17 protein-coding genes and 1 tRNA gene are annotated in these 19,422 nt (G+C 63.3%); 10 read left to right on the top strand and 8 right to left on the bottom strand.

All coding sequences use genetic code 11. The features are described from left to right. Positions 1-62 precede the first annotated feature (62 nt). On the bottom strand, positions 63-1,655 hold the full coding sequence (locus tag KR767_RS14270; protein ID WP_243853235.1) for a coiled-coil domain-containing protein: 1,593 nt from the start codon (positions 1,653-1,655) through the stop codon (positions 63-65). A 203-nt stretch (positions 1,656-1,858) separates the two neighbouring features. Between KR767_RS14270 and rnt the strand changes: the two genes are divergently transcribed. The 6 genes from rnt to phoU all read left to right on the top strand — a co-directional run bounded on the left by rnt (position 1,859) and on the right by phoU (position 7,276). After that, positions 1,859-2,518, top strand: coding sequence for a ribonuclease T (gene rnt, locus KR767_RS14265; protein ID WP_166949415.1), 660 nt, complete (start codon positions 1,859-1,861; stop codon positions 2,516-2,518). Between the two features lie 200 nt (positions 2,519-2,718). Beyond that, complete coding sequence (pstS, locus tag KR767_RS14260; RefSeq protein ID WP_250879165.1) at positions 2,719-3,699, top strand: phosphate ABC transporter substrate-binding protein PstS; 981 nt, start codon at positions 2,719-2,721, stop codon at positions 3,697-3,699. Between the two features lie 120 nt (positions 3,700-3,819). Continuing rightward, the gene (gene pstC, locus KR767_RS14255) at positions 3,820-4,851 is read left to right on the top strand and encodes a phosphate ABC transporter permease subunit PstC (RefSeq protein WP_250876746.1); all 1,032 of its coding nucleotides are present in this window, start codon (positions 3,820-3,822) and stop codon (positions 4,849-4,851) included. Further along, complete coding sequence (pstA, locus tag KR767_RS14250) at positions 4,851-5,720, top strand: phosphate ABC transporter permease PstA (protein ID WP_166949409.1); 870 nt, start codon at positions 4,851-4,853, stop codon at positions 5,718-5,720. The genes pstC and pstA overlap by 1 nt, the downstream gene beginning before the upstream one ends. Positions 5,721-5,802: 82 nt before the next feature. Next, positions 5,803-6,546, top strand: a complete 744-nt coding sequence (gene pstB / locus KR767_RS14245) for a phosphate ABC transporter ATP-binding protein PstB (protein WP_243853243.1) — start codon at positions 5,803-5,805, stop codon at positions 6,544-6,546. Between the two features lie 22 nt (positions 6,547-6,568). Further along, entirely contained in the window at positions 6,569-7,276 is a 708-nt protein-coding gene (phoU, locus tag KR767_RS14240) for a phosphate signaling complex protein PhoU (protein ID WP_166949405.1), read from the top strand. Positions 7,277-7,376: 100 nt separating this feature from the next. Here the strand turns inward: phoU and sugE are convergent, their stop codons facing one another. The 4 genes from sugE to rnr form a co-directional block, all read right to left on the bottom strand. Continuing rightward, entirely contained in the window at positions 7,377-7,694 is a 318-nt protein-coding gene (gene sugE, locus KR767_RS14235) for a quaternary ammonium compound efflux SMR transporter SugE (protein WP_166949403.1), read from the bottom strand. Positions 7,695-7,920: 226 nt separating this feature from the next. Then, positions 7,921-8,193: a CBU_0592 family membrane protein gene (locus KR767_RS14230; RefSeq protein WP_250876745.1), complete on the bottom strand. Its 273-nt coding sequence runs from the start codon at positions 8,191-8,193 to the stop codon at positions 7,921-7,923. After that, positions 8,190-8,936 carry a 23S rRNA (guanosine(2251)-2'-O)-methyltransferase RlmB gene (rlmB, locus tag KR767_RS14225; RefSeq protein ID WP_250876744.1) on the bottom strand — a complete coding sequence of 249 codons (747 nt, stop codon included), beginning with the start codon at positions 8,934-8,936 and terminating at the stop codon, positions 8,190-8,192. The genes KR767_RS14230 and rlmB overlap by 4 nt, the downstream gene beginning before the upstream one ends. A 3-nt stretch (positions 8,937-8,939) precedes the next feature. Continuing rightward, positions 8,940-11,711, bottom strand: coding sequence for a ribonuclease R (gene rnr, locus KR767_RS14220; RefSeq protein ID WP_425602679.1), 2,772 nt, complete (start codon positions 11,709-11,711; stop codon positions 8,940-8,942). A gap of 130 nt (positions 11,712-11,841) precedes the next feature. Here rnr and KR767_RS14215 point away from each other — a divergent pair. Continuing rightward, positions 11,842-11,926 (top strand) — tRNA-Leu (locus KR767_RS14215). A 147-nt stretch (positions 11,927-12,073) separates the two neighbouring features. Here KR767_RS14215 and KR767_RS14210 read toward each other — a convergent pair. Then, positions 12,074-12,394 carry a hypothetical protein gene (locus tag KR767_RS14210; RefSeq protein ID WP_250876743.1) on the bottom strand — a complete coding sequence of 107 codons (321 nt, stop codon included), beginning with the start codon at positions 12,392-12,394 and terminating at the stop codon, positions 12,074-12,076. Positions 12,395-12,582: 188 nt separating this feature from the next. Between KR767_RS14210 and KR767_RS14205 the strand changes: the two genes are divergently transcribed. Together KR767_RS14205 and KR767_RS14200 are read left to right on the top strand one after the other, a co-directional pair. After that, positions 12,583-12,942: a DUF4274 domain-containing protein gene (locus tag KR767_RS14205; protein ID WP_250876742.1), complete on the top strand. Its 360-nt coding sequence runs from the start codon at positions 12,583-12,585 to the stop codon at positions 12,940-12,942. A gap of 55 nt (positions 12,943-12,997) precedes the next feature. After that, positions 12,998-13,450: an HIT family protein gene (locus KR767_RS14200; protein WP_250876741.1), complete on the top strand. Its 453-nt coding sequence runs from the start codon at positions 12,998-13,000 to the stop codon at positions 13,448-13,450. 92 nt (positions 13,451-13,542) lie between these two features. Here KR767_RS14200 and KR767_RS14195 read toward each other — a convergent pair whose 3' ends face one another. Further along, positions 13,543-15,609, bottom strand: coding sequence for an RICIN domain-containing protein (locus tag KR767_RS14195; protein WP_250876740.1), 2,067 nt, complete (start codon positions 15,607-15,609; stop codon positions 13,543-13,545). A 396-nt stretch (positions 15,610-16,005) separates the two neighbouring features. Between KR767_RS14195 and KR767_RS14190 the strand changes: the two genes are divergently transcribed. After that, positions 16,006-18,252, top strand: coding sequence for a TonB-dependent receptor (locus tag KR767_RS14190; RefSeq protein WP_250876739.1), 2,247 nt, complete (start codon positions 16,006-16,008; stop codon positions 18,250-18,252). On the opposite strand, the gene KR767_RS14185 is transcribed toward KR767_RS14190, so the two are convergent. Then, positions 18,253-19,404: an alpha-D-ribose 1-methylphosphonate 5-triphosphate diphosphatase gene (locus tag KR767_RS14185; protein ID WP_250876738.1), complete on the bottom strand. Its 1,152-nt coding sequence runs from the start codon at positions 19,402-19,404 to the stop codon at positions 18,253-18,255. Between the last annotated feature and the right edge of the window lie 18 nt (positions 19,405-19,422).

The raw sequence follows: 19,422 nt of genomic DNA, 5'->3' as shown, positions 1-19,422 counted from the left end.
ACGGCGGGCATATGCCCGCCGTTTTCTCCGTCCCTGGGTCGAACTCCTTTGCGATACCTGTATCAGAACGGGTAGTAGCGGAAGCTCGTGAAGAACATGTCTTCCTTGGCCTTCGGCGAACCACCGATGCCTTCGAACGCTTCGCGCTGGGTGTGCGAGTACTGGGCGCCGAACTGCGCGCGACCGAACTTGCCCTGGTAGAACTTCCACCAGAAACCGAGCGTGCCCTGCCAGATCTGCTTCGTGTTGCCTACGCAGCTGCCGCCTTCGATATCGCAGCCGGCGTTGTTGTAACCGGCATTGCCCCAGCCGAGCGGCACGCCGTTGTAGTTGAACGCTTCCTTCTGCTGGCGCTCGCGGCCGCCGAAGGCGTAGACGTCCCAATCCGGCGTGGCGTGGTAGGTCAGGCCAGCAAGGAGCATGTTTTCCTTGATGGGGGCGATGGAGCCGTTCGGGCGGAAGGTCACGTCCGGAAGCTGCGAGCTGCCGTAACGACCGATGCCACGACCCTGCATGCCGGAGAACTGGAAGTCGAGCACCTTCTCGACCACCGGCAGGATCACGCCGATGCCGTAGCCGCCACCGTAGACGTTGTGGTTGCTGTTGCCCTGGCCCGAGTTGTAGCGGTTGTAGAACGCGCGGCCCACACCGAAGATTTCGTAGTGACCAAAGCCCGGGTCGGCGGCGAACTTCACGACCACGTCCGGGATGTGGTTAAGCGACAGCGTGTTGGCCGAGTCGTAACCGGAACCGGCCGGGGTGTTGTAGATCGGCTGCACCGGCGCCTTCGACTGGTTCGGGCTCACGCCGAACGTGGTCTGCGGGTTTTCCAGCGAGATACCCAGCCAGTACTGCTTGTTGAAATCCTTGACCAGGCGGATCTGCGTCTGGCGGGCCCAGGTGAAGCCCGGGATGTACTGGGCGTCGATCTGCGGAGGGGTGAGCTCCTGGCGCGGGGTGATGCCCTTGCTGTTGAGCGTCAGCAGCGACCAGTTCTGGCCGGCCAGCAGGTGCAGGCCCGGGTTGTCCCAGTCCACCGTCATGTAGACATTGCGCTCGCGCGGGTTGAACGAGTTGCTCTCGTTCTGGTTCGCGGTCTGGGCGCCACCGATGAAGTCGGCTTCGATGTAGCCGGCGACGTGGGTGTTCGGATCGATGTCGCCCTGGGCGAGCAGGGAGACGCGGGTCTGGCGCGCGGTGAAGTGCGTTTCCGACGTGCGGCCGACCGAGCTGTTCTTGTACGGGATCGCATTGAAGTTCGACGCGATGTCGGCGCCTTCGTTATGCGTGCGGTAGATCGTTTCCGCGGCGAGGAAGCCGCCGAGCGTGATGTTCACGCCCTTGTAGGAGATCTTGTCGGCCGACTTCTTGATCGCCGCATCGGCAACGACCTGCTGCTTCTGCACAGCCTCGAGGTTCTGGCCCGTGGAGACGTTGATGTCGGACTGGGCATCGGTGCGCTGCTCCAGTTCGGTGACCTTTGCCTGCAACGCCTGGAGCTGGGCCTTGAGGGCCTCGATCTCAGCGTTCCTCGACGCCTCGGCGCTCTGGCTCGCAGTCTGCCCCTTCTTGGCCGACGCCGGATCGGCCGCGACATGGAAGCTCGTAACGCCCAGGCCGGCGGCAATGGCCACCGTGAGCAACTTGGAACGCATGGGATGTCTCCGCTTGTTGGTTTGAATGTCTGCCCCTCACTCCCCTTGAGTCTTTTGGTCAGAAAAAACTCAAAAGGAGCAAACGCCGCGAAGAATGGAACCCGCCCTTTACCGTTACATGCCTTTTTTGTTACAAAACCAAGACAGGCGCACATCCGCTTAACGAATGGGTGGCCTGCCCCCCGGGCTGGTATCCTTGTCACATGGATACATTGAGCAATAGCACCGCCACCACGATGGCCGCGCGGTTCCGCGGGTTCCTGCCCGTCATCGTGGACGTCGAGACCGGGGGGTTCGACTCCGAACGCGATGCCCTGCTCGAGATCGCGGTCGTCCCCGTCCGGATGGACCCCTCAGGCCTGCTCGTGCCGGATCCGGCCGTGGCGGCCAATGTCGAGCCCTTCCCCGGCGCCAATATCGACCCCCGCTCCCTGGAGGTCACCGGCATCGACCCGGACCACCCCTTCCGCAATGCCCTGCCCGAGCGCCAGGCCCTGGACCACGTCTTCGCCGCCATACGCGAGGCCGTGAAGCAGGCGGAGTGCCAGCGGGCCATCCTGGTCGGGCACAACGCCGCGTTCGACCTGGGCTTTCTCAATGCGGCCGTGCGCCGGGTCGGACACAAGCGCAACCCGTTCCACCCTTTCAGCTGCTTCGATACCGCCACGCTCGGCGGGCTGGCCTATGGGCAGACCGTGCTCAGCCGTGCGGCCATCGCAGCAGGCGTGCCGTTCGATACGCGCGAGGCGCATTCCGCCATTTACGATGCGGAGCGCACTGCCGAACTGTTCTGCGAAATCGTCAACCGCTGGCGTCGCCTGGAGCTTGCAGAGCAGGAACGTGCAACGCCTTTGGCCGTTTGAGCCTTTTCGTAAGTTCCTGAATATGACGCCAAAAAGACGGGTGTCATATTCGTGAAACATTCAACTCATTTCATTGCAACACGGCAGGGCTGCAATACGGCCCCGGGCGCGCTTCGCCTGACACTCTCTCCACCGAGGACCACTCCGTGTTCACACGCAAACTCCGCATTGCTGCACTCGTCGCTGCTTCGCTGTTCGGCATGTCGGCCGTGCATGCCACCGATATCACTGGTGCCGGCTCGAGCTTCGTCTATCCCGTGATCTCCAAGTGGTCCGCGGCCTACGCCGAGAAGACGGGTAACAAGCTCAACTACCAGTCCGTCGGCTCGGGCGCCGGTATCGCCCAGATCAAGGAAGGCACCATCGACTTCGGCGCCTCCGACGCCCCGATGAGCGCCGAAGACCTGCAGAAGTTCGGCCTGGGCCAGTTCCCCAGCGTCGTCGGCGGCATCGTGCCGGTCATCAACATCAAGGGCATCGACGCCGGCAAGCTGAAGCTCACCGGTGCCGTGCTCGCCAAGATCTTCCTTGGCGACATCAAGGAATGGAACAACGCCGAGATCCTGGCGCTGAACCCCGAGCTGAAGACGGCCCTCACCGGTCTGGAAGGCAAGGCCGCGCAGATCACCGTCGTGCACCGCTCGGACGGTTCGGGCACCTCGTTCAACTTCACCAACTACCTCTCCAAGGTCAGCCCCGAGTGGGCCTCGAAGGTGAAGTTCGGCACGGCCGTCGAATGGCCGGCCGGCGTCGGTGGCAAGGGCAATGAAGGCGTGTCGCAGTACGTGCGCCAGATCCCGGGCTCCATCGGCTACGTCGAATACGCCTACGCCGAGAAGAACAAGATCTCCTGGGCCCAGCTGCAGAATGCCGCCGGCCAGTGGGTTCAGCCGAACGCCGACGCCTTCGCCGCTGCCGCCGCCACCGCGGACTGGAAGTCGGCCAAGGACTTCAACCTCATCATGACGAACGCCCCGGGCGCCAAGGCGTGGCCGATCACCGCCACCACCTGGATCATCATGTACAAGAAGTCGAAGAACCCGGAGCACACCAAGGTGGCCTTCGATTTCTTCAAGTGGTCGCTCGAGAACGGCCAGTCGCAGGCCGCCTCGCTCTCCTACGTGGCCCTGCCGCCGGAGCTGGTCAAGCAGATCGAAGCCTACTGGGCCGAGTTCAAGTAATCGTCGCGAACCGACAGGCCGGATGAAACATTTCCGGTCCAGGGTATCGCCCAAGGGGGTCGCCGTTCCGACAGGAGCGGCGACCCATAAATTTGCATAGGCCCGGGAAACAGCATTCGCATGCATGCCACCGCCAGCAACGCCGTGACGACCGCCGCCAAGTCGGCCGAAGCGGCCCGCAACGCGAAGGATTCGCGCAACGACGTCCTTTTTGGATGGGTGCTCAAGGCCTGTGCCCTGCTCGTCCTCCTGGTGCTCATCGGCGCCGCCGGTTCCACCCTGTGGCTGGGCCAGGACGCCTTCCACACCTTCGGCTGGGGCTTTCTCACCAGCTCCGTGTGGGATCCCAGCAACGACCAGTACGGCGCCCTCGTGCCCATCATGGGCACCGTCGGTACCGCACTGATCGCACTTGTCGTCGCCGTGCCCATCAGCTTCGGCATCGCCCTCTTCCTTACCGAGATCGCGCCGCAGTGGCTGCGCGGCCCCGTCAGCTCGGCCATCGAACTGCTGGCAGGCATCCCCTCGATCATCTACGGCATGTGGGGTCTCTTCATCTTCGCCCCCTTCGTGGCGGAGCACATCAAGCCGTGGCTGATGAACAACTTCAGCGCCGATCCGGCCGACGGCAAGGTGTCCTGGCTGGTGACCCACGTGCCGGGAATCGCGAAGTTCTTCTCCAGCGAATACTCCTTCTTCGGTGCCGGCGTGCTCACGGCTGGCCTCGTGCTGGCGGTGATGATCATCCCGTTCATTTCCTCGGTGATGCGCGAGGTCTTCCAGACCGTGCCTACCCGCCTGAAGGAATCGGCCTATGCGCTGGGTTCCAGCACCTGGGAAGTGGTGTGGGACATCGTGGTGCCCTACACCCGCACCGCCGTGATCGGCGGCGTGTTCCTCGGCCTGGGCCGCGCACTGGGTGAAACCATGGCCGTGGCCTTCGTGCTCGGCAATACCTTCAAGTTCTCCTGGTCGTTCCTGGAGACCGGCAGCTCCATCGCCTCCACCATCGCCAACCAGTTCGGCGAGGCCCAGGGCCTGCAGAAGTCCGCCCTGATGGCGCTGGCCTTCCTGCTCTTCGTGGTGACCTTCATCGTGCTGCTGATCGCCCGCCTCATGCTTCGCCGCATGGCCACCAAGGAGGGCCGCTGATGTCTTCCGCGCTCTACACCACGCGCCGCGTGAAGAACATCCTGGCGATGATCTTCAGCGTGGTCGCCACGGCCATCGGCCTGCTGTTCCTGGCCTGGATTCTCTGGGAAACCCTGAGCCAGGGCCTGGCTGGCCTGAAGCCGCAGCTGTTCACCAAGATCACCGCCTACCGCGAAGAAGGCGGCCTCGCCAACGCCATGGTGGGCAGCCTGATCCTCAACGTGCTGGGCATCCTGATCGCCACCCCCATCGGCGTGGCGGCCGGCACCTGGCTGGCCGAGTACTCGCGCCGTTCGCGCCTGGGTCCGACCATCCGCTTCCTCAACGACATCCTGCTGTCGGCGCCGTCGATCGTGCTGGGCCTGTTCGTCTATACCATCGTGGTGCTGCCCTCCAAGTACCTCACGGACGGCGCGGTCACCTTCTCGGGTATCGCGGGCGGCATCGCGCTGGCCCTGATCGCCCTGCCCGTCATCGTGCGCACCACCGACGAAATGCTGCGCCTGGTGCCGGGTACGCTGCGCGAAGCCGCGCTGTCGCTGGGCGTGCCGCAGTGGAAGCTCACCTTGCAGATCCTCGTGCGCTCTGCCCGCTCGGGCATCGTGACGGGCATCCTGCTGGCCCTGGCCCGCATCAGTGGCGAAACCGCTCCGCTGCTGTTCACGGCCTTCGGCAACAACTTCATGACCTTCAACCCGCTCGACAAGATGCCGAGCCTGCCGCAGATCATCTACGAATACACCAAGGACCCGAGCCCGGACATCAACGTGCTCGCCTGGGCCGGTGCCTTCGTGCTGACCATGTTCGTGCTGGCGCTCAGCCTGATCGCCCGCTTTGCCTTCTCGCGTTCCAAGGTGTCCCATGACTAACATGAACGAAGTCGTTTCCCAGCCGGGCTTTGGCACGTCGCCTCACGCCTCGGGCGTCGACCTCGGCCAGGTCCCCGCGAAGATGACCGTGCGCGACCTCAACTTCTACTACAACGAATTCCATGCGCTGAAGAACATCGCCATGGACGTACCGGAGAAGAAGGTCACCGCCATCATCGGTCCGTCGGGCTGCGGCAAGTCCACCCTGCTGCGCATCTTCAACCGCATCTATGCCATTTACCCGGGCCTGCGCGCCCAGGGCGAGATCGTGCTCGACGGCGAGAACATCCTCGATCCGAAGTACTCGATGAACCGCCTGCGCAGCAAGGTGGGCATGGTGTTCCAGAAGCCCGTGCCGTTTCCGATGACCATCTTCGAAAACGTGGCCTACGGCATCCGCCATCACGAGAAGCTTTCGCGCTCGCAGATGGAAGAACGCGTGGAGCAGGCACTGCGTGGCGCAGCCCTGTGGGACGAGGTGAAGGACAAGCTCAAGCAGAGTGCGCTGGGCCTCTCCGGCGGCCAGCAGCAGCGTCTGTGCATCGCGCGCGGCATTGCGCTGAAGCCCGAGGTGCTGCTGCTCGACGAGCCCACCTCGGCGCTCGATCCCATCGCCACCAGCCGCATCGAGCAGCTGGTGGAAGAGCTGAAGAAGGATTTCACGATCGTCATCGTGACGCATAACATGCAGCAGGCTGCACGCTGCTCCGACATGACCGCCTTCATGTACATGGGCGAGCTGATCGAGTTCGACCGGACCGAGAAGATCTTCACGAAGCCGGACAAAAAGCAGACCGAAGACTACATCACCGGCCGTTTCGGCTGAGCCCCAAGACACGAGGGATGCGATGAACACGCCGCACCAGCACATCATCAAGAGCTACGACGAAGAACTGAAGCGCCTCACGGGTGAAATCGTGAAGATGGGCGAGCTTGCCGTCGCGCAGATCGAGGCCGCCATCGACGTGGTGGAGCGCCGCGACGAGCGCGCCGCCCAGCGCGTGGTCGACAACGACGACGCCATCGACGTCCTGGAACAGGAAATCAGCCAGGACGTAGTGCGCCTGTTCGCCCTGCGTGCACCGATCGCCAGCGACCTGCGCAACGTGCTCGCCGCGCTGCGCATCGCCGCGGATATCGAGCGCATCGGCGATTACGCCGCGAACGTGGCCAAGCGTTCCATTCCGCTCAGCCGCGTGGCGCCGATTCCCGTGGCCGGTGGCCTGGCCAACCTGGCCGAACTGGCCGCCGACCAGCTGCGCAACGTGCTCAAGGCCTATCACGACCAGGATGCCGAGGCGGCCTACGAAGTGTGGAAGGCCGATGCGGAGCTGGACGAAGCCTATACGATGGTCTTCCGCGCCCTGCTCACCTACATGATGGAAGATCCGCGCAACATCACGCCGTGCACGCACCTGCTGTTCATGGCGAAGAACATCGAACGCATCGGCGACCACGCGACCAACATCGCGGAAAACGTGTGGTTCGTGGTGCACGGCGAACCGCTTGTAGCCCCCCGCGCCAAGCGCGACACCACGTCCAACCCGGAACCGTAATCCCCATGTAGGAGCGCGCCTTGCGCGCGACCGGTACAGAGCGATGAATTCACGGCTCCGTATCGGTCGCGCGCAAGGCGCGCTCCTACAGATGGATCGCTCAGGCGGCCGTCAGTTTCAGGCCGACGATGCCGGCCACGATCAGTCCGACGCAAAGCAGCCGCAACGGCTGCGCCGACTCGCCGAACAGCACGATACCCAGGGTCACTGCACCGACCGCACCGATGCCGGTCCACACGGCATAGGCCGTGCCCAGAGGCAATTTCTTGGCCGCAAATGCCAGCAACACGATACTCACCACCATCGCGGCGCCGGTGAGCAGGCTTGGTACCAGCTTGGTGAAGCCTTCGGTGTACTTGAGTCCCACGGCCCAGCAGATTTCAAACAGGCCGGCGAGGAAGAGGATGAACCACGACATGGTGTCGCTCCGCCAGGGCGGGGCCGTCCCCGCAGTGAAAGAGCGCCATGGGGTCGTCCCCATGGGCGGACCGGCCTTGCGCCTGTCCGGGAAGCATTCTACCGGGTCATCCTGACCGGGGTGTAACCCTGTAGGAGCGCGCCTTGCGCGCGACCGGGTATCGCGAAAAACCCTCCCGTATCGCGATACCCGGTCGCGCGCAAGGCGCGCTCCTACAAGGGCTGTGTCAGGGCGCGATGGGCGTGACTTTTCTTGCCCTTACGCCACGCACCATGCCGTAGACGCTGATGAGGAACCACGCCAGCTCCTGCAGGAACGCCGACAGGTTGAAGGTGCCGAAGATCAGCGACAGCAGGATGCCGAACGCACCCAGCAGGTTCATCACCTGATAGGTGTACCCCTGCCCCGACAGCTTGTGCGCCTGAAGCAGGAAATACGCGATCAGCACCAGGCCCACGCCGATAAGGCCAGTCCAGTCGTGCCAGAGCATGTTGCTCATCGTTTGGCTCCTCGTTGCCTCAATGCCTCGAACAGCACCACGCCAGTTGCGACGGATACGTTGAGGCTTTCCATGTTACCCAGCATGGGGATCTTCGCCACGAAATCACAGGTTTCGCGGGTCAGGTGACGCATGCCATCGCCTTCGCTCCCCATCACCAGCGCCACCGGCCCCTTGAGGTCGATGTCGTAGATGGACTGGTCGGTCTCGCCGGCCAGCCCCGTTATCCACACGCCCGCATCCTTCAGCGCACGCAGGGCGCGCGCCAGGTTGGTCACCGCCAGCACCGGAATGAGATCCGCGCCGCCAGCGGAGGCGCGACGCACCGTCGGCGTGATGCCCACGGCACGGTCCTTGGGCACGATGACTGCCGTGACCCTGGCCGCTGCCGCACTACGCAGGCAGGCACCCAGGTTGTGCGGATCGGTGACGCCATCGAGCACCAGCACCAGCGCATCGGAGCCGGCCGCTTCAAGCAATGCGGGCAGATCACCCTCGCCGCGCAGCGGCGGCGTTTCGTACTTGGCGATAACGCCCTGGTGGCGGGGTTCGCCACCGATGCGCTCAAGCTGGTCCTTGCCTACCGACTTCACCTGGATGCCGCGCTTGCGCGCAGCCGCCGCGATCTCGTTGATGCGGGCGTTCTTCGAGTTCTGCTCGATCAATACTTCACGGACTCGCTCCGCGTCGTTGGCAAGGGCGCCTTCGACCGGATTGATGCCGACGATCCACGTCTCGCTCATGACTTACGACTTGCTCCTGGGTTTGCCCGGGGCCGCTTTCTTTGCCGCGACCTTTTTCGTTGCCGTTTTCTTCGTGGCGACCTTCTTCACCGCTGCCTTCGGTGTCGAAGCCTTTGTGGGCGCGGACTTCTTCGCAACGGCCTGCTTCGTGACCACCGGTTTCGCAACCGTCTTCTTCGCCGCCGCCTTCACGGGTGCGCTCGGGGCGACGGTTTTCTTCGCGGCAGCCTTCTTGGCAACGGCCTTCTTTGCCACCGGCGCCACCGCCGGCCTCGTCGGTGCAACACGCTTTGGTGCGACCGGCGTCGCATCGACGACAGGGCGCGCATCATCGCGAACCACTGGCGCAGCGGCAACCCCGGCCTTCGGCTTGCGCTTCGCACCGAGTTTCTCGGCCATCTTGCGCACGGCGCGACCGATGGCCTTGCCGGCTTCAGTCACGGCGTTGCCCGGCGCCGGAGGCGGCGTGGCTACCGGTGCCGGTGCAACGGGCTTGGGCAGCGATTGCAGGCGCGCCACGAGGCGGAAGTCGATCTTGCGGTCTTCCAGGCTGGCGCGCATCACCTGCACGCTCACGTAGTCGCCCAGGCGGTAGCTGGCGCCCGTACGCTCACCGGCCAGCAGGTGACGTACCGGATCGAACTTGTAGTAGTCGTTGGGCAGCTGCGACACGTGCACCAGACCCGACACGCGGGACGCCGCCAGCTCGACGAACAGGCCGAACGAGGTAACCCCGGTGATAGTGCCGGCAAACTCCTCGCCCACGTGCTTTTCCATCCAGGCACACTTGAAGCGCTCGTCCACATCGCGCTCGGCCTCTTCCGCACGGCGCTCGCGCTGCGAGCAGTGCACGGCCATGGCGGCCATCTGGGCTTCGCTATAGGTGTAATCGGACGGTTTGCCCTTGGTCAGCGCATAGCGGATGGCGCGATGAACCAGAAGATCGGGATAACGGCGGATCGGCGAGGTGAAGTGGGCGTAGGCATCCAGCGCCAGGCCGAAGTGGCCCTGGTTCTCCGGGTGGTACACCGCCATGCTCTGCGCGCGCAGCAGCACGGACTGGATCAGCTCGGCTTCCGGGCGATCCTGCACCTTCTTCAGCAGCGCGGAGAAGTCGGCCGGCGTCACCTCGTCGGCGGGGGGCAGCTTCAGCTTGAACTCGCGCAGGAAGCGCAACAGGTCTTCGTATTTCTCGACCGGCGGCGGCGCGTGCACGCGGTACAGGGCCGGAATCTTGCGCTTCGAAAGGAATTTCGCCGCCTGCACGTTCGCGGCGATCATGCATTCCTCGATCAGCTTGTGCGCATCGTTGCGATCGGTAGCGCCCATGGACACCACATCGCCCGACGGCGCGAGGCGGAACTTCACCTCGGGCGTTTCGAAATCGATGGCGCCGCGACGCTTGCGCGCCTTCGACATCGCCTTGTACAGGCGATGCAGGTTCTCCACCTGCGGCAGCACATGGGCGATTTCATCGCGCACCTCGGCGTTACGCTCGCCCACGGCCTGCCAGACCTTGTTGTAGGTGAGGCGGGCGTGCGAGTACATCACCGCTTCGTAGAACTTGGCGTGCTGCACCTCGCCCTGGTCGTCCACTTCCATGTCGCAGACCATGCACAGGCGGTCCACCCGCGGATTGAGCGAGCAGATACCGTTGGACAGCGTCTCCGGAAGCATCGGCACGACGAAACCGGGGAAGTACGTGGACGTGCTGCGCTCGTAGGCCTCGGTGTCCAGCGGTGTACCCACCGGCACATAGTGCGAGACATCGGCAATGGCCACGATCAGGCGGAAGCCGCCGCCCTTCAGCGGTTCGGCATACACGGCGTCATCGAAGTCGCGCGCATCCTCGCCATCGATGGTCACCAGCGGCAGCTTGCGCAGGTCCACGCGGCCCTTGCTCTCGGCGGCGGACACCTTCGGCTCCACTTCCTCGGCCTGGCGGACCACCTGCGGCGGCCACTCGTGTGGCAGGTCGTGGCTGGCGATGGCCATCTCCACCACCAGCGAGGGTTGCAGGCGCTGACCCAGCACGGCACGCACCGTACCCAGCGGGCCACGATGCGGCGTCGGCGGATCGGTGATCTCGGCCACCACGATCTCACCCGAACGGGCACCGGCTTCGCGACCGGCGGGGATCATGATGTTCTGGTGCAGGCGGCGGTCGTCCGGCTCGACCAGGGTCACGCCGTTCTCGATGACGATACGGCCCACCAGTCGGGGCGAGCGACGCTCCAGCACCTCGACGATGGCACCCTGGCGGCGACCGCGACGGTCGATGCCGACGACGCTGGCAAGCACGCGATCGCCATGCAGCACGCTGCGCATCTGCGACGGCGAGAGGTACAGGTCTTCCCCGCCCTCGTCCGGACGCAGGAAGCCATAGCCTTCGGCGTTCGCAATGACACGGCCAGGAATCAGGCTGAGCTTCTGCGCCGGCGCATAGCCGCCGCGACGATTACGCAACAGCTGGCCGTCGCGGATCATCGCGCCCAGGCGCTTGCCCAGGGCATTGATCTCGTAATCGGTAAACAGACGCAGGGCGCGGGCGATGTCCTCGGCGGATACCAGTTCGCCCCGCTCTTCGAGCAGCGCGAGGATCGCCTCGCGACTGGGAATGGGTTGCTCGTAGCGCTGGGCTTCGCGCTCGGCATGGGGGTCGGCGACCGCGGCCGGCAAGCGGTCGCGGTACTTGGCCAACGCCTTGCCGGGGCGCGTGGCCTTGGGCTTACGGGGGCCCTTCGAGCCTCCGGAACCTTTGTTTTTCTTCGTCACGTAGGGACCTTGGAAAGTGGATGCAAAGTTTTTTTGAATCCGTTGTGAAAAATCGTTGACAAGTTTACCCGACCTGCCTAATCTACGCGGCTCACGGGGCAGCAACGCAACACACTGCTTCGAGTCACCTGCCCAGGTGGCGGAATTGGTAGACGCACTAGTTTCAGGTACTAGCGGGTAAAACCGTGGAGGTTCGAGTCCTCTCCTGGGCACCAATACAGAATGCGGCACAAGGCTTCGAAAGCTTCTGACGCAATTCTACCGAACTAGCCACCCTCATGGGTGGCTTTTTCGTTTTCACCCTTCCCGCTGCCCTCAGGCACATCGGTTATCCCTGCTCATCCACTGACGCTGCCAGGTCACTACGGCGACGGAACGCGACGAATCAGCAGGACCGCGAGCACACCCCAGGTCACCGCGATGAGATTGGCGATCGAAAAGACCACATGAAAAATGCGTGGCGCTTCCAGCCAGCCACTCAGGTGATTCAGCCCGAGAAACAGCGACAGGCAGCACAGCGCTCCGACCGCCCTGATCTTCAGCCCCACCTCTCGCTGTACCGCCACCCACCCGAATACGACGGCGCCGAATGTATCGAAGCCGGCAATCTCCAGCTGCCAGTGTGGCGACGCGGGCCAGATCGTTCCGGCTGCGGTCCAGAGCGGGGCGACGATGTGCGCCATGGCCGAGCCAATCGCGGCAACGGACCACGCTGCCAGCAATGCATTAAGCGACCACACGCCCGTCCGCATCCCCGTATCCCTGTATCAATGGCTTCGACTGGCGGCGGACTATGCCACAACCCCTTGCCATGGATCGTTGCGCATCCAACAATCGACTTCAGGCCTCTCTCCCCGGGATACGTCTTCCGATGCCCCGCATCTCCTCTTCGAGTGCAACGCGTGCCGAACTGCATGAACTGCTCTTCGACTACAACTGGGACGACGGGCTGGAGTTGCCCCGCGCCATTGCCGCGCACCCTGGTTGCGACCTGAGCCTGGCACTGGATCTTTTCTGGCTGGCGGATGCCTACGAAGCGCTGCTGTCATCCACAGTGGAGAACGAATTCAGCATCGAGCGGCTTGCGTTCGGGCGGGCGCTTGCCCAGGACATCCTCGGCGGCCGATACCCGCGAACCGACGCAGTCTTCAAGCCACCGCTTTCGCGCACCCAGCGCCATCTATTCGGGAAAGACGGTCTGCCGGCCATCTTTCTTACCGATATTCCATAGTCCGGTCCATGACCAGCATGAAGGCACTCGCATATCCATCGCCAGAGCTCAGTTCATGACAGAACATCTGATCTTCCGCACTCAGCACTGGTCGGTAAGTCATCGAAGGGATGCGCGATACCCCGGCTACCTGATGGTGTCGTCGAACTCGCAAAGCGCTGACCTATCCGATCTGGACGGTGCGTCACTTGCCGAACTAGGGGGCGTACTGAAGCACGTGGAACTCCTTCTGCGAAGAGCCTACATGCCGTTCAAGGTCGTGTTCTACAAACTCGGATTTTCACCGGGCTTCAGTTGCCACTTTCATGCTGCCCCCGTAACAGAATCCCTCGTGGCCGAAGTATCGCAGCACCCGGACTATGCAAATGATCCGGACGGCAATGACGTTATCCTGTTCCTCAGCAGGGTTTACTGCGAGCGTGAACTGACAGCCGATGAAAGCAGACAGCAGGCTGAGGTTGTCCAATGGCTGAGGAGGCTTGGACCGGACGGCCTGTTATCTCCATGAAGGCTGCAACACGAATCACTTCTCGATAGTTAACGATGGTGCGATGCACGGGAATCCGCCGGCGCATCGCACCATCACTTTGGCACTACATTTTACTGAACCGGAGAACGCTCGCTCACCAGGGTGAGGCTCCAGCGCTCACGCGTGGGCACTGCGCGCAGCCGCCGTGCCATTTCTTCCGTCACGTAGGAGTCGTTTCCGCCCTGCCCAAAGGGCTTCGGAATCACCGTGCCGGCCGTCGGTGCATTGGGATACTGAGCCCACGGATTCAGAACCTTGTTATAGGGATTGACGTCGACCTGCTGGAACCGGTCGTCAGCCGCCTGAACACGCACGTTGAGTGAGCCATCGCCCTCGACGTAAAGGCGATGTCCCTTGTTGCCCGCTCCTTCCTCGTACGCACTGTGGATCCGGTCAGCGTGCCATTTCCACAGCTGGTTCCTGGTGGAGGCGCAAGTTGCCGTCCGCAAGGCCCATGTAGCGATATCGATCGAAAGGCACTGCTTGTTGCCAAGATTCACGTAATGGCCTTCCTCTCCATTGCCATTGAGCGACCACATCTGGTTCCGGCTTGCGCTATCGCATGCCTCGATGCTGACTCGCCCCTCGCGCTGGGTTACGCAGCCCCCAAGCCCTTCTTTGGACTGAAGCCTGACCGTCGGCTCCATGGTGAGGTGCGGATTCGAGAGATCTACGAGCATGCTGTGCACCGTGCGGTCGTACTGCGAAACCTTGTCATCCCGCCGCGGCGTCGAACCGTCCCACCACCAGGTCCGTTCGTTCAGGGTGAAACCTGCATCGACTTCGACCGTCACGCTGCCTTCGTACTTCCCATCGACCGACCAGGTGGATGTGGTGTCGAACGAAGCTACGCGCATCATCGGAGTCATACGCTTTTCGGTAAGACCGGGTGAGTAAGCAGCGTCCCTTTCAACAAGAATATTGTGCAAGGTTGGCTGGATGACGGCCTTCCATTCCATGCGCTTGCCAGCGTCTTCTTCGGCCGCCAGCAGGGAGTAGTCCTTGAAACGGAAATTGTGTTCGTAGCCGGTCGAATCTGAATAGCCCACCGAAAGATTAAAAGGAAGTTTCGCGGCCAGCACTGCATCCGCCAGCCCATCAGTAGACAATGATTCACCGGTCGTTCCGCCGATATTGAAAGACCGGCTGAATGATTCCTTGTAGTCGAACTCCGTTTCCGAGTGCGTTTTGGGCAAATGCGACGTCATCGCTACCTTTTCCCCCTCGGCCGACACGCTGTGGCTCACGCGATAAGCCCAGGGTAGAAGCGCGGCGGTCAGATTGGTCGTCACACCGGGAAGGTTATGACCTTCGTAAATGCCTGCATTGACATAGACATTCACTTTCTGACCCTTGCTGTTCAGCACCTCGTACTCACGCCCTGCCTTGAACGTCGGTGATGCGTGCACGAAGATGTCCTTCGTATCGCTACTTGCGCTGGCGTTGCGTGCCACCGTGATAACCGCCTTGCCTGTCAGCTCCTTGCTGACCAGGTTCATGACATCGTTGTGGAACTCCACCAGCGGCACATAACCGCCTGAGGTCTCACCGTACGATCCCGCAGCAGCCAATCCGGTACGGCTACGAAGCGCGGTCAGCGAATCGGCGGCTTCTTTCGACCACGACGGCGTCCAGTGCGTGTCTTCGATATCCGCCTCGATCACATCGATACGACCATCAGGGGCGCGTACGAAGATGACGTCTCCGCCCTTCGGCGGCACGGCGCCAAAGAAATGCGCTACGGCACGTCGGTCTGTCGAATCCATGCAGACGAAAACCGGCACGCCGGCATGAAACATTCCTGACAGTCGCGAGGACTGAGGACCAAGCCCACTGATCTCACTGGCTGCCACGACAGCAATGGCTTGCGAGGACGGATCCGTCAGCTCTTCAAGTCCAACCGTGTCGAGCCGGGAGGCCAGGACCGGCTGGCCCGTCGAAGCGAGCAAGCGCAAATGATGCTGCACCCCCTCGCCACCAAATAGCACGAGGGGGCCACTTGTCAGGGGCGCGACAGGGGCAGTCGTATCTACCAACGTATGCGCGGAAGATGAAACAGGCGCCATCGTGGCAATGCCCGAAAGCAAGGCAATACCGATGGCGAGGGTAAGGGAACGACGTGGGGAAGTGGACTGCATAACATCTCCTTGTTGTGGGTCCTGCGGCAAAGGTAGCCGCTTCAACGATCATGTCGATCCGGCTTTGCTCAGGCGCATCGGCTGTCCGCCCCACCCCGGACCTTGCGCCAGGAGCCCATCCCTGACAGAAACATCGGGCCCTGGTCACTGCACTACCTACGCTCCTGTAGGCAATGACCTGACCAAGACCTCGCATTCCCCTACGTCCTCATCAGCCATCCGCCTTCTCGCTGCATCACCAAATCCCCCTGTCTAGACAGCGAGCCGCGATTGTCCAAAACGTGCCGCCTGCCCGACACCTGCGAAGCATCCCGGCGTAACGCGGCCAACGCGTAATGGGCGCCCATCACCCCTGCCACCGTGGCCGGGGTCTGGACCTCCATCGAAGGCTTGCCCATGACGCCGCTTCGCACCCCGCTCTGCCTTGCCCTGTTCGCCGCCCTGCCCCTCATGGCCCATGCCGATGACGTCGCCGACAAGGTGACGGATGCAAAGAAGGACCCGACCACGCTCGATGCCGTGTCCGTCGTGGGCCAGAACGCCACCCGGCAGGTGCAGCAACTGGGCAAGCTGGACATCCAGCAACAGACGCCTGGCACCAGCCCCTTGCAGATGCTCCAGCGCATGCCCGGCGTGCACTTCGTCTCCAACGAACCATTCGGCACCGACGAATGGTCGTCACGCATCAGCCTGCGTGGCTTCAACCATACCCAGCTCGGCTACACGCTGGACGGCATCCCGCTCGGCAACGCCGATTACCACACGGGCGACGGCCTGAGTGTCACCCGTGCATGGATCGGTGAAAGCCTGGGCGAGCTTGATCTTTCCCAGGGCTCGGGTGCCCTGGGTACCGCCTCAACGAGCAACCTGGGTGGCACGGTTCAATTGCATACCGACGATCCCAGCCGTACGCCTGGCGTACGGGTCAACGCGACCGGCGGATCGTACGGTTTCAAGCGTGGGTATATCCGCGGCGATATCGGCGAGCATGATGGCTTCAGTGCCTATGTGGCGGGCATGTATGTCGATGCGCCCAAGTGGAAGGGCGACGACGGCCAGCGCCAGCGCCAGTTCATCGGCAAGGCCATCTACGACTGGACCGGCGGCCGGATCACCGGCATCGTGGATGTCGTTCGCCGTACCGAGCAGGCCTATCTCGACCTGTCGAAGGATTCGCTGCGTCGCTGCGGTTATCGCTTCGACTACCTGGCGCCCGACTGGCAGCGCTCGGTGGATATCGCCAACGGCAAGTACAGCGGCTGCGTAACCTCGGCGGACGACACCTATTTCAACGGCAACGGCATCCGCCAGGACGAGATAGGCTCGGTGAAGGGCGAGTTCTTCCTCAGCGACAATCTCACGCTGAACGTGCAGCCGTATTACCACCATGACCTCGGCCAGGGTCACTGGTATGCACCGAAGTCCGACCTGCCTTACACACCCGCACCGGGCGATGCCCCGATCGCCCTGCGCCTGTCGCATTACCTCATGACCCGCGGCGGCATCATGAATTCGCTGGAGTATCAGCTCGGCGAACATCATCTCCAGGCGGGATTCTGGTTCGAAGATAGCCACTACACCATCGCGCGCAGCTTCCAGGCCATCCCCGATGGCGGCCCGATCAGCCAGGACCGCATCTACGACACCTACGACAACGTGCTTTTCCGCCAGCGCTTCATGACGCTGACCCGCCAGTGGTATATCGAGGATGACTTCTCGCTGCTCGACGACCGCCTGCATATCGATGGCGGCTTCAAGGGCCACAACGTCACGACCAATGCCATCGCCCTGCTGCCGGGCCGCGCCAGCGGCGCGCTCACTGCCAGGAGCGATTTCCTGCCGCAGATCGCTGCCAACTACCGCCTCGGCGGTGGCTGGGAAACCTTCGCCTCCTTCCAGGTGAACCAGAACGCGTACGAACCCGGTGCGAACGGTGCCTGGTCGTCCGACCAGAAAACCTTCGACGGGCTGAGCAAGCACCTGCGCCCGGAACGCTCGGCCAACAGCGAACTGGGTGTGCGCTATGTCGACGACACCGTGCAATCGTCGCTCGCGCTGTACAACATCGACTTCAAGAACCGCCTGCTGGTGATCGTGCCCTGTGCCGGCGTGGTGAGCTGCCCCAACCAGATTGCCAACGTGGGCAAGGTGAACGCGCGTGGTGCGGAATTCACCGTCGTCTGGCAGCCCACGCGCGATGTCCGCTGGTTCAACTCGGCCACCTACAACGACGCCAAGTACAAGGACAATTACCTCGATGGCGGCGTACTCGTGCCCACGCGCGGCAAGACGGTCGTCGATTCGCCGAAGAAGATGCTGGCCAGCGAAGTCAGCTACCGGTTCGGCGATGTCGAGGCAAAGCTCGGCGCGAAGTACACCGGTGCGCGTTACTACACCTACGTGAACGACCAGCGCATTGGCGGCTTCACGTTGTTTGACGCAGGACTTACCTGGAACCTGGGCAGGATGGGCTCGGTGCAGTCCACCAAGGTATCGCTCACGGTCAGCAACCTGCTGGGCAGGAAATACGTGGCTACCATCGACAGCAACGGCTTTACCACGAGCGATCCCAACGGCACCTTCCAGACCCTGCTGGTAGGCGCGCCACGGCAGGGCTTTCTCACCGTGGACATGACGTTCTGATCAGAGCCTGGGCTGGCCCGCCACCCATACCGAACGAACCACCGGCTGCGCTCCGTGCATGCGGACGCGCAGCAGGTCGGCGCGCAGGCCGGGCTCGATACGGCCCCGGTCACTGAAACCCAGCACACAGGCCGGTGCATCGCTTACCGTGCGGATGGCATCGGCCAGCGACCAGCCGGCTTTTTCATGGAGGATGAAGGCGCCGTGCAGCAGGCTCGTGGGCATGTAATCGGACGACAGGATATCGAGGCAGCCGGCACGCGCCAGCTCGATCGCCGCCACGTTGCCCGAATGGGAGCCACCGCGCACGAGATTGCTGGCTCCCGCCACCACGCGCAGCCCGGCGTGGTGCGCAGCCTGCGCCGCCGCCAGCGTGGTCGGGAATTCGCAGATGGGGGCCCCGGCGGCAACCGCCTCGTCCACGTGGGAGGGGTCGGTGTCATCGTGACTGGCCAGCGCGATACCGTGGCGCTGCGCCAGCACCAGTACCCTGGCGAGCTGATCGGCGCGATAAAGCGCCTGTTGCGCGCGGCGCTCCTCGAGGATGCCGGCGAATTCCTCGTCACTCCACACCAGGCCGCTGCGGCTGTAATAGCGGCGGTACTGGTTCACGTCGCGGTATTGCCGCTGTCCCGGCGTGTGGTCCATGAGCGAGAGCAGGCGCAGGTCCCGCCGTGGCGCGAGCGGCGCCAGCAGGTCCAGGAGGCCCGGCCAGCTCAGTTCGCAGCGCAGGTGCAGGTGATGGTCGCAACGCAGCAGGTCATGGGCCCGGGCTTCGTCCAGCGCGGCCAGTGCGCCATCGAGCGTATCCAGGCGGGTGCCGTCTTCTTCCAGGTCACCCAGGGACAGCGCATCGAGCACCGTCGTGATACCGGCGGCCAGCAGCTGGGCATCATGCGCCAGCAGGGCCGGCAACGCCGGCCAGACCACGCCGGCGCGGGGAACGAGGTGTTTTTCGAGATTGTCGGTATGCAGTTCCAGCATGCCCGGCAGCAGGTAGTCGCCGGCGAAATCCACGGCGCCCGCGGGAACCTCATCGCCAGGCAGCAACCGGCTCACCCGGTCGCCGGTAACCTCGATGCCGCCCTCGACCACCCGGTCAGCCAGCACCACGCGGGCCCGCGCGATACACCAGGTAGCTTCGGGTGTCATGTCAACGAAAGCTTGTCT

It is taken from the genome of Luteibacter anthropi, from assembly GCF_023699965.1.
In the GTDB taxonomy this organism is placed as follows: Bacteria; Pseudomonadota; Gammaproteobacteria; order Xanthomonadales; family Rhodanobacteraceae; genus Luteibacter; species Luteibacter anthropi.
Note: the sequence above shows the minus strand (reverse complement) of the source record. Positions and strands in the feature narration are given on the sequence as shown.

Excerpts from the sequence above, each read along its gene's own strand:
- KR767_RS14270 (WP_243853235.1), bottom strand. The coding sequence starts at position 1,655 with ATGCGTTCCAAGTTGCTCACGGTGGCCATTGCCGCCGGCCTGGGCGTT.
- rnt (WP_166949415.1), top strand. The coding sequence starts at position 1,859 with ATGGATACATTGAGCAATAGCACCGCCACCACGATGGCCGCGCGGTTC.
- pstS (WP_250879165.1), top strand. The coding sequence starts at position 2,719 with ATGTCGGCCGTGCATGCCACCGATATCACTGGTGCCGGCTCGAGCTTC.
- pstC (WP_250876746.1), top strand. The coding sequence starts at position 3,820 with ATGCATGCCACCGCCAGCAACGCCGTGACGACCGCCGCCAAGTCGGCC.
- pstA (WP_166949409.1), top strand. The coding sequence starts at position 4,851 with ATGTCTTCCGCGCTCTACACCACGCGCCGCGTGAAGAACATCCTGGCG.
- pstB (WP_243853243.1), top strand. The coding sequence starts at position 5,803 with ATGACCGTGCGCGACCTCAACTTCTACTACAACGAATTCCATGCGCTG.
- phoU (WP_166949405.1), top strand. The coding sequence starts at position 6,569 with ATGAACACGCCGCACCAGCACATCATCAAGAGCTACGACGAAGAACTG.
- sugE (WP_166949403.1), bottom strand. The coding sequence starts at position 7,694 with ATGTCGTGGTTCATCCTCTTCCTCGCCGGCCTGTTTGAAATCTGCTGG.
- KR767_RS14230 (WP_250876745.1), bottom strand. The coding sequence starts at position 8,193 with ATGAGCAACATGCTCTGGCACGACTGGACTGGCCTTATCGGCGTGGGC.
- rlmB (WP_250876744.1), bottom strand. The coding sequence starts at position 8,936 with ATGAGCGAGACGTGGATCGTCGGCATCAATCCGGTCGAAGGCGCCCTT.
- KR767_RS14210 (WP_250876743.1), bottom strand. The coding sequence starts at position 12,394 with ATGGCGCACATCGTCGCCCCGCTCTGGACCGCAGCCGGAACGATCTGG.
- KR767_RS14205 (WP_250876742.1), top strand. The coding sequence starts at position 12,583 with ATGCCCCGCATCTCCTCTTCGAGTGCAACGCGTGCCGAACTGCATGAA.
- KR767_RS14200 (WP_250876741.1), top strand. The coding sequence starts at position 12,998 with ATGACAGAACATCTGATCTTCCGCACTCAGCACTGGTCGGTAAGTCAT.
- KR767_RS14195 (WP_250876740.1), bottom strand. The coding sequence starts at position 15,609 with ATGCAGTCCACTTCCCCACGTCGTTCCCTTACCCTCGCCATCGGTATT.
- KR767_RS14190 (WP_250876739.1), top strand. The coding sequence starts at position 16,006 with ATGACGCCGCTTCGCACCCCGCTCTGCCTTGCCCTGTTCGCCGCCCTG.
- KR767_RS14185 (WP_250876738.1), bottom strand. The coding sequence starts at position 19,404 with ATGACACCCGAAGCTACCTGGTGTATCGCGCGGGCCCGCGTGGTGCTG.